8 protein-coding genes are annotated in these 9,025 nt (G+C 65.2%); 7 read left to right on the top strand and 1 reads right to left on the bottom strand.

Annotated elements, in window-relative coordinates:
* From SM763_RS23500 to SM763_RS23470, 7 genes are all read left to right on the top strand, one after another.
* Positions 1-1,517, top strand: a 1,517-nt coding sequence (locus SM763_RS23500) for a heavy metal-binding domain-containing protein (protein WP_368999941.1), incomplete at its 5' end; no start/stop codon positions are given.
* On the top strand, positions 1,514-2,413 hold the full coding sequence (locus SM763_RS23495) for an NADH-quinone oxidoreductase subunit H (protein WP_040427768.1): 900 nt from the start codon (positions 1,514-1,516) through the stop codon (positions 2,411-2,413). The genes SM763_RS23500 and SM763_RS23495, both read left to right, overlap by 4 nt.
* Positions 2,410-2,925 carry an NADH-quinone oxidoreductase subunit J family protein gene (locus SM763_RS23490; protein ID WP_368999938.1) on the top strand — a complete coding sequence of 172 codons (516 nt, stop codon included), beginning with the start codon at positions 2,410-2,412 and terminating at the stop codon, positions 2,923-2,925. Before SM763_RS23495 ends, SM763_RS23490 begins: the two co-directional genes overlap by 4 nt.
* Positions 2,922-3,233 carry an NADH-quinone oxidoreductase subunit NuoK gene (nuoK, locus tag SM763_RS23485; protein WP_114276270.1) on the top strand — a complete coding sequence of 104 codons (312 nt, stop codon included), beginning with the start codon at positions 2,922-2,924 and terminating at the stop codon, positions 3,231-3,233. The genes SM763_RS23490 and nuoK overlap by 4 nt, the downstream gene beginning before the upstream one ends.
* On the top strand, positions 3,230-5,125 hold the full coding sequence (locus SM763_RS23480) for an NADH-quinone oxidoreductase subunit 5 family protein (RefSeq protein ID WP_368999936.1): 1,896 nt from the start codon (positions 3,230-3,232) through the stop codon (positions 5,123-5,125). Before nuoK ends, SM763_RS23480 begins: the two co-directional genes overlap by 4 nt.
* 17 nt (positions 5,126-5,142) lie before the next feature.
* Positions 5,143-6,603: a complex I subunit 4 family protein gene (locus tag SM763_RS23475; protein ID WP_368999934.1), complete on the top strand. Its 1,461-nt coding sequence runs from the start codon at positions 5,143-5,145 to the stop codon at positions 6,601-6,603.
* The gene (locus tag SM763_RS23470) at positions 6,555-7,961 is read left to right on the top strand and encodes an NADH-quinone oxidoreductase subunit N (RefSeq protein ID WP_244438285.1); all 1,407 of its coding nucleotides are present in this window, start codon (positions 6,555-6,557) and stop codon (positions 7,959-7,961) included. Before SM763_RS23475 ends, SM763_RS23470 begins: the two co-directional genes overlap by 49 nt.
* Before the next feature lie 49 nt (positions 7,962-8,010).
* On the opposite strand, the gene SM763_RS23465 is transcribed toward SM763_RS23470, so the two are convergent.
* Positions 8,011-8,865: a patatin-like phospholipase family protein gene (locus SM763_RS23465; RefSeq protein ID WP_240313143.1), complete on the bottom strand. Its 855-nt coding sequence runs from the start codon at positions 8,863-8,865 to the stop codon at positions 8,011-8,013.
* Between the last annotated feature and the right edge of the window lie 160 nt (positions 8,866-9,025).

The following is a 9,025-nucleotide window of genomic DNA, read 5'->3' as shown; positions in this document are numbered from 1 at the left end:
CCGGGCTGGCCGATCTGCGCCGCGTGATCGCCGCGGGCGCGTTTCGCGCTGACAGCGGGGAGTTTAACGCCCCCGCTCTTGAGGTGCGCGTGGAATACACTTGCCCGATGCACCCCGAAATCGTCCGCGACGCCCCCGGAGACTGCCCCAAATGCGGCATGACGCTGGTGCCGCGCGAAACAGCGTCCGATGGACATGGTGGGCACGGTGGCCACGACATGCCCCGGGAGGACAGGCCAAACCCCGCCGATCACGCACATGCGGGCCACGCTCACGACGCGGGCGGATCGGGGGCATACACTTGCCCGATGCACCCCGAGGTGATCAGCGACGCACCGGGCAAGTGCCCCAAATGCGGCATGAACCTGGTGAAGGCGGAGGAGGTGGAAAGCCACGGTCCCGGTCCCGGTCACGGTCACGGGCATGGCGGTCACGGCGATCATGGCAAACAGCAGGACCATTCCGGCCACTCCAAGGCCGCTATCGACGGGATCGAGCCGCATTTCATGTCGATGGTCGAGATGACCAAGGACCAGCCGCGCAGCAGCGACGGGTTACAGATGGACTGGATCAAGGTGCCGTTCGGGCCGTTCTTTCCCGGCCTGCCGGCTGGGCTGCGGCTGACGTTGACGCTGGATGGCGATACCGTTGCGGCCAGCGACGCCACGAGCCTTGTCGGCGCGACGGATTTGATGGATGGGCCGCAGATGAGGGTGGCCGATTTCGTCGAGCGTCTGGCCACCATGATGCCGCTCAGCCCCGTGTCCTATCGCGCGCTGGCTTGCGCTGCGATTGAGGTGGCCGCCGGCGTCGAGCCCGACCATGACGCGCGCCGTGGCCGCGCCGCCGCCGTGGAACGCGAGCGGATCGCCAGCCACCTGAACTGGCTGGCCGAGTTCGGCCTTCAGTCGGGTTTTTTGTGGCTCGCCGCGCGCGCTGGGGCGTTGCAACTGGCCGTTCAAGGTGCCGACGTTGCCGGGATCGCCACGCAGGCTGGGGCGATCCGGCGGCTGTCGCGCCGGGTGCAGGCGGCCCCGCTGATGCGGATGCGGCTTAGACGCATCGCGCGCATCGGCAAGGACGCCCCGGCCAGCGGCCCGGTGGACCGGGCGCGAGGTGGCGGATCGGATGCCCGAACGGGTGATCCAACGCTGAAGGATCTCGGGTTCGAAATGCGCGTCCGCAACGGCGGCGATGCGCTGGCCCGGCTGCGGCTGCGCTGCGACGAGATCGCCCAAAGTCTCGACGTGATCGCGGCCGCCGGGAGGATTGCTGTGCCGCAGGTGCCGGATGTGGACAGGGTGTCGGGCGAGGGCGAGGCTCGCATCGAAACACCGCGCGGCACGGCGTCGCTGCGCGTGAAGCTGGCCAATGGCAAGGTGGTCGAAGCCGATCTCGACACGCCGACAGACGTGAACATCGCCCTTGTCGAAACGGTGACGGCGCAGCGGGAACTGGGCGATGCCCTGAGCGCCGTCGCCTCGCTCGACCTGTCGCCCTGGGAGGTGCGTGGATGAGCATTCTTGTCGTTCTCCTGTCGCTCGCCGCCGGGGCCTATGCGCTGGCCGTCATCGAACGATGGGCCGTGCATGGACACCTGAGCCTGACGGGTCCGGCCTGGGCCGCCCTGGCGCTTATGGGGCAGGAATCGCTGCTGGCGCGCAAATCTGACTGGTTGTTCTTTGAGCTTGGGCCGGTGCTGCTGTTGGTGGCGGGGCTGATGGCGGTGGCGGTGATCCCGCTGGCACCGGAGCTTATCATTACCGATCTGGCCACCGGGGCGCTGTTTTTGAACGCTGCGCTGGCCTATGTGCTGGTGGCGCTGATCATGGCGGGCTGGGGGCCGAACGGGGCCTACGCAATGATTGCGGGCTGGCGGTTCCTGGGCCAGTTCATTGCCTATGCCATGCTGATCGTGATGCCGATCACCGCCGTCGCCATGCGGGCGGAGTCGCTCTCGACGGTTGAGATCGTCGCCTCGCAGGCGCAGCTCTGGAACGTGCTGTACCAGCCGATGGGGTTTGTCCTGTTCGTCGTGGCGGCGATGGGGCTGGCCTGGCTGCCGCCGCTGGACCTGCCCGATGCTACCGGCGAATTGGCCGGCGGGGTCGAGGCAGAATATACCGGCGTGCGGCTGGCGGTGCTGCGGCTGGCGCGGATGGTCATTATCCTGGCGCTGGCGGGGGCGACGGTGACCTTCTATTTGGGCGGCTGGCTGGGCCCGTGGCTGCCCGCCTGGGCCTGGAGCGCGATCAAGATCCTGGCCGTGGCTGCGGCTATGCTGAGTGTCGGACGCTACATGCCGCGCATCCGCGAGGCGCGCTATCTGGCGCTGAGCTGGAAGCTAGGGATCTCGCTGGCGCTGGCCAATGTCTTTGTCGTGGGCGTGATCGCCCTGGTGGTGCCGATATGACGGTTCAGATGATCTTTCTGGCGTTCTTCGGCGGCGCGGCGATGTGGTTCGGCGTCGTGGTCTTTCGCACCCATTCGATGGTGCGCTCGGCGTTGGCTCTGCTGTTCTCGCAAACCGCGATCGGGGCGATGTTCCTGGTCATGCAGGCTGAGTTTCTGGGCGTGTTGCAGATCATGATGATGGCCACGGAAATGAGCGTGATGGCGATCTTCATGGTGATGTTCATGATGGATCCGGGCGGCATGGGTAAAATGGACATGACCCACCAGAAACGCCTGTCGCTCTGGGCCGGGGGCATCGGGCTGCTGGCCGCGCTGTTGCTGGTCTGGCTGCCCGATTGGGGTCCGGTCGCCCTGTCCGTGCCGGGCGCGCATGAACAGGCCGCTGATTTGGGGCGCGAATTACTGGGCCGGTCAATGTTGATCTTCCAGTCGGCGGGTCTGACGATTCTGACCGCCATGGTTGCGGCCACGATGGTGGCCATCGTCCCCAACGCGGAGCAGCGCAAATGATTCTGGAACTCATGATCGCCCTCAGCGTCGGCGCGGGGCTGTTCGGTATCGGACTTTATGGCGCGCTCAGCCAGACCAACCTGGTGATGATCATCATGGGGGTCGAGCTGATTTTGGCCGCAGCACTGGTCAATCTGGTGGCCTTCTGGCGCTATCTGCATCCCGATGAACCGGCCGGTCAGATGTTCGTTCTGATCGTGATGGCGGTGATGGCGGTCGAAATGGCGGTCGGCTTTGCCATCGCCATCGCGCGGTTCCGGGTGCGCGGATCGGTCGAGATGGAAGAAGCGCGGGAGTTGAAGGGATGACGATGCTGGCACTCACCCTCCTCGCGCCGCTTCTGGCGGGGCTTGTGGCGCTGGCGCGGCGCCGCGCACCCGAAGCGATTGCGCTTGCGGGCGTCGGCCTCGGGTTCCTCGCGGCGATGGCGGTTCTAGCGGGTGCGATTGCGGGCAATGCGGTGCAGATGGTCCTGCTGGGCCTGCCGCAAATGCCGCTGCGGCTGGTCGCGACGCCGCTGACGGCGGTCCTTTCGGCCATGGTGGCGACGGTGGCGGCTTTTGTGGTGGTCTATGCCGTGGGTTACATGCGCAGCGACCCCGAAAGGCCGCGCTTTTTCGGCATCCTGCTGCTGTTTGTCGCGGCGATGCAGGCGCTGGTGCTGGCGGGCGACTGGATCACCGTGCTGGCCGCGTGGGAACTGATCGGCTTTTCCAGCTATCTGCTGATCGGCTTCTGGCATGGCCGCGACGGCGTGCCCAGTGCCGCGACACGGGCGTTTCTGTACACCCGCAGCGCCGATCTGGGCCTTTATCTGGGGATTTTTGTGCTGATCGGCTGGGCCGGCACCTCGGAAATCTCGGCTACATTGGCGATTAGCGGCACGCCCGCACTGGTCGCCGGGTTGCTGTTGCTGATCGGCGCGATGGGCAAGTCGGCGCAGGTGCCGTTGCAGGACTGGTTGCAGCGCGCCATGGCGGGCCCGACGCCGGTCTCCGCTTTGCTGCATTCCGCGACTCTGGTGGCGGCGGGGGCGATCCTGCTGATCCGCGTGACCCCGATGCTGCCCACAGGCGCGCTGATTGCGGTCGGGCTGGTGGGCGGCGTCACCGCCGTCGTTGCCGGCCTGATCGCGCTGGCCGAGCGGGACCTGAAGCGGCTGCTGGCCGCCTCGACCTCCAGCCAGTACGGGCTGATGCTGCTGGCCATTGGCGCGGGGGTGCCGGTGGCGGCGCTGCTGCACCTTATCGCCCACGCGGCGATCAAGAGCACGCTTTTTCTGGGGGCGGGTGTGTTCCAGCATGATCGCGACAGCACCGACATGGATGCGGTCGCGGGCGCGGGCCGGGCACGACCGCTGGTGCTGGCCGCTTTCGGCATTGCTGCTTTGGCGCTGGCGGGGATCCCGCCGCTGGCGGGGTTCTTTTCCAAGGACGCGATCCTTGCCGCCGCGCTGGCGGCCCCCGGGGTCGTATGGCTCGCGCCGCTGGCGCTGGCAGGCACGGTGCTGACCGGGGCCTATATGGCGCGGGCGCTGCGGGTGCTGTGGCAGGGCGAGGCCCAGCCCGTTCTGGGCAAGGGGATGGGCTGGATGGGTGCGGGCATGGCGGTGCTGACGGCGCTGGCGGCGGGGCTTGGGTTCGCCTTCACGCCGCTGGAACATCTGCTTGAGGCCGAACTGCCGCCGGAAGGAACCGCGATGATCCTCGGGCTTTTGGCGGCGCTGAGCGGCCTGGTGCTGGGCTGGTTCATCCAACCTGCCCGCCTGATGGGGCCGGTTCTGCCGATGGCGCAGCGCGGCTTTGCCGTCGCGGGCGGTATGGACGGGCTGGTGCTGCGCCCGTCGCTGGCTTTTGCCGCCGCCTGTGAAGGTTTCGAACGGCGTCTGCTGGCGTCGCAACTTGGCCTTGTGCGGATCTTGAGCCTTGGCACCGCATCCAGTGCCGAGCGTTCAGACAACCGGCTTTATGCCGCGACCCTTCAGGTGGGCCGGATGAACCTGCGCCTTGGCGACGGAGCGGAAAACACCGACACCCATGGCATCGACGGGCTGATCTTCGGCCTTGTCGCCCGGACAATCGCCGCCGGCCGCCGCCTGCGCCTGCTGCAAAGCGGGCTGATCCACCGCGAACTCGCCCTGACAGTCATGGGCATTGCCGTCATCGCGGCGGTGCTGCTGATCTTACCGATGTCCTCCTGAAGAAAGACGACCCCGCCATGCCCCTTCTCTCGATCTCCGTCTTTCTGCCGCTTCTTGGTGGCGTGCTGCTGATGGCCCTGCCAAACAAGTCGGCGCGCATCGCCCATGGCGTTTCCATCGCCACCACCGGGCTGACCTTCGTGGTGACGCTGGCGATCTGGGCGCGGGGCACGCTACCGGGCGGTTTCGCGCAGGTCGAGGAAATCGCCTGGATCCCGGCCATTGGTGCCGCCTACCGGGTTGGCGTCGACGGGCTGAGCCTGCCGCTGATCCTGCTGACCTCGCTGCTGTTTTTCCTGTCGGCGATCTATGCGGCGCGGATCACCGACCGCCCGGCGGTCTTTGTCGCGCTGATGCTGATGCTGGAAACCGCGTCGATCGGCACCTTCGCGGCGCTGGACGCGCTCTTGTTCTACGTCTTCTTCGAAGTGTCGCTGGTGGGCATGTATTTCATGATCGTCGGCTGGGGCTATGAAGAGCGCCAGCGCGCCGGGCTGATGTTCTTCATCTACACGCTGCTGGGGTCGCTGCCGCTGTTGCTGGCGATCATCGGGCTGTATCTGGCCACGGGAAGTTTTGACATGCGGCTGTGGATCGAGGCGCCGCCACTGACTGGGCTGGCGGCGATGCTGGCGCTGATCGCGATGCTGTTCACCTTCGCGGTCAAGATCCCGTCCTTTCCAGTGCATACTTGGCTGCCCGCGGCCCACGTGCAGGCCCCGACCGTGGGCAGCGTGATCCTCGCCGGGGTGATGCTGAAATTCGGCACATACGGCCTTGTGCGTTTCGCCTTACAGATGACGCCCGACGCCTTTGCGCAGGCCGGTCAGGTGGTGCTGGCCTTTGGCGTATTCAGCGCCCTTTACGGTGCCTTCGTGGCGCTGGCGCAGTCAGATCTGAAGAAGATGATCGCCTATACGTCGGTGAACCACATGGGCTATGTGGTGATCGGCGTCGCGGTGGCGGCGCTGACGCTGGACCCTGACTTGCGGGCGGTCGCGCTCAATGGTGCGACCTTGCAGATGGTCAGCCACGGCGTCGTCACCGGGGCGTTGTTCTTTCTCGTCGGCATGTTGCAGTCGCGCGCCCACGAACGCGAGATGACCGCGTTCGGCGGGCTGCTGGGGCAGGTGCCATGGCTGGGCTGGGCCTTCGTGCTGTCGGCCTTTGCCTCGCTCGGGCTGCCGGGGTTGGCGCATTTCCCGGCTGAATTTCAGATCTTCCTGGCCACACTGAATGCCCAGCCCTGGGCCATCGTGGCGATCATCGCCATCGTGGTGACGGCGGGGCTTTATCTGCGCGCGATCGCGGCGGTATTTCTGGGCGAGCGAAACGAGAAATGGGCGGCGATGCCCGATCTGGACCGGGGCGAGATGCTGGCCATCGTGCCGCTGCTTGTCCTCATCATCCTGATCGGGGTGGCGCCGTCTTGGTTGCTGAACATGATCGACGTGACGATGCGGGCGCTGCAACTCTGATGGCGCGCGACCTGTCCTTTCTGTTTCCCGAACTGATGTTGGCCTCGACGGTCGTGCTGATGCTGGTGGCCGAGATGCTGCGTGCGCCGCGTCTGGCACTGACATTCGGGCTGATCGGGCTGGGCCTGTCCACCGCGCTGACGTTGCCGCTGCTGGAGGCCGACACCAGCGTCTTTGGCGGCACCTACCGAGTCGATCTGCTGTCGGGCTGGGCCAAGCTGATCCTGCTGCCAGGCACCGCGCTGGCGCTTCTGATGACGCGGGCCGAGATTGCCGGGAAGGACCGCGAGGGAAGTGTCTATACGCTGCTTTGTCTTGTGACGCTTGGGGCGCTGATGCTGGCGGGCGGTGGCGACATGATGCTGCTGGTGCTGGGCGTGGTGCTGACGGGTCTGGGCTCCTTCGCGATGGTAGCCTGGCCGCGCGACGATGCGGCGACCGAGGCGGCGATGAAATATCTGGTGTTCGGCGCCGTCACCGGATCGGTGATGATCTACGGGCTGACCTTCTGGTTCGGTGGTGCCGGATCGACGCTTTTTTCCGAGCTTGGTGCGCTTCAAAGCAAGCCGCTGATCGCGCTGGCGGGGCTGGTCGCGGTGCTGATCGGACTGGGCTACAAGGCGGCGCTGGTGCCGTTCCAGTTCTGGGCACCCGACGCCTATGACGGCGCGCCGGTATCGGTCGCGGCTTTTCTGTCGGTGATCACCAAGGTGGCGGCGATTTTTGCCTTTGCGCAGGTGCTGCGCGATCTGCCTGTCGCTACCGGCTGGCCCGTCGTCGTCGCGCTGATCGCGGCGGTGACGATGTCATTCGGCTATCTGGCCGCCCTGGTGCAGAGCAATGTCGTGCGGCTGCTGGCCTATTCCTCGGTGGCGCAGGCGGGCTATTTCATGCTGGGGATTGTGGCGCTTGGCACCAGTCCGTTGGCCCTGCCTTCGGTGATCGTGTTCGGCGCGGCCTATGTGGCGATGAACCTTGGAGCCTTTGCAGTCATAGTGATCGCGGGCCGCAATCTGGACGACTTCAAGGGCTTCGGCCGCGCGCGCCCATTGATCGGTGTGGCGATGGTCGTGTTCCTGCTGTCGCTGACCGGTATTCCGCCGCTCTTCGGCTTTGTCGGCAAGGTGCTGCTGTTCGGAGCCGCGATCGAGGCGGGCTATCTTTGGCTGGCGGTGATCGGGATCCTTAACAGCGTGCTGGCGCTGGCGGTCTATCTGCGCATCGTGGTGCCGATGTATCAGGCGCGCGATGGCGAAGCGGTTCGGGCAGAGGTCGCGCTGCCGTTGTTGGTTGTGCTAGGTGCGACCGCGTTGGTCACGGCGCTGATGGGGCTGTTCGCGGGAGTGTTTCCCGGGTGACTTAAGGCGCGGTTTTGTGCCAGTCGGTCAAAGTGGTGATCTTGCTATCCTAGCCTGCCAGCGGCTCGGCCATTCGCTCCGCATTCCCGGAATTAAGCAGCGTCTCGATATCACCATAAGCGCGGCGGGTGGTCACGGCCCCAGCCGCGATACAGTGGCGCTTTAGACCGAATTCAAGTGTGCCGATCGACTGTCCGAATTCAGGCCGGATCACAAGGTCCGCCTGCGCGAACCGCAACCGTGCATGTTCATACTGGCAGACTTCTATGGATCGCAGCATCGCCTGCATGCCGTTTTTCGGGCCAATGGTGTTTTCGCGCTGGCTTGGGTCCACGGCGATCACGACCTTTGCGCCAGTTTCCTTTGCAACATCGACCGGCGCTATGTCGGCATAGGCCCCGTCCATCAGCACATGCGGTCCATCGACCAGGGGTGGCAATATTCCGGCGAGCGCCGCGCTGGCATAAATGTAATCTGTGGCATTCCCCTTGCCGAAAACCACACGTTTCCCGGTCAGCATATCCGTCGCGCAGACAAAGATCGGGATGCGACCATTCTCAAGATTTTTACCTTGCGTCAGACTGGACAGGACGCTGCGGCCCCATGTCTCGGTAGGCGCTCCAACTCCCCAGCCGAAGTACATGTCCCGCGCGGCAAGCAAAGCGGTTCGAAGGCCTTTCATCCGAGCGGTTAGACCTGGCAAGCGAAAGTCCGGGGTTGCCGGAAACCCGCTGGTGTCCATGCCGACCAATGCGTCGAACCAATCGTCGTTCATGGCGTATGTGGTGCCGACGACCGCACCCATGGACACCCCTACGATCGCGCTCGGGGTATAGCCCCTTGCGACGAGGGCGCGTAGGACACCGGCGTGTGACAGGCCTCTCGCCCCGCCACCACTTAACACGAGGGCAAAGGATTTGTGCGTCTTGCCGACTGGTTTCGTGAAATCCGTCAATGTTCAGCCTTCATGTTCGCAAAACGCATACAGCTGCCGCATGTTCGCTTAAACCCTGCATCGAAATAGACGCTGAACGAGGGATATCGTTACGAAATGAATTGTAACT

The organism is Pseudophaeobacter sp. C1-32P7, from assembly GCF_041008775.1.
Classification (GTDB): domain Bacteria; phylum Pseudomonadota; class Alphaproteobacteria; order Rhodobacterales; family Rhodobacteraceae; genus Phycobacter; species Phycobacter gallaeciensis_A.
The sequence above is the reverse complement of the archived record's forward strand: the minus strand, read 5'-3'. Positions and strand labels throughout refer to the sequence as shown.

Coding starts and splice junctions, on each gene's coding strand:
- nuoK (WP_114276270.1), top strand. CDS start 2,922: ATGATTCTGGAACTCATGATCGCCCTCAGCGTCGGCGCGGGGCTGTTC.
- SM763_RS23475 (WP_368999934.1), top strand. CDS start 5,143: ATGCCCCTTCTCTCGATCTCCGTCTTTCTGCCGCTTCTTGGTGGCGTG.
- SM763_RS23495 (WP_040427768.1), top strand. CDS start 1,514: ATGAGCATTCTTGTCGTTCTCCTGTCGCTCGCCGCCGGGGCCTATGCG.
- SM763_RS23490 (WP_368999938.1), top strand. CDS start 2,410: ATGACGGTTCAGATGATCTTTCTGGCGTTCTTCGGCGGCGCGGCGATG.
- SM763_RS23480 (WP_368999936.1), top strand. CDS start 3,230: ATGACGATGCTGGCACTCACCCTCCTCGCGCCGCTTCTGGCGGGGCTT.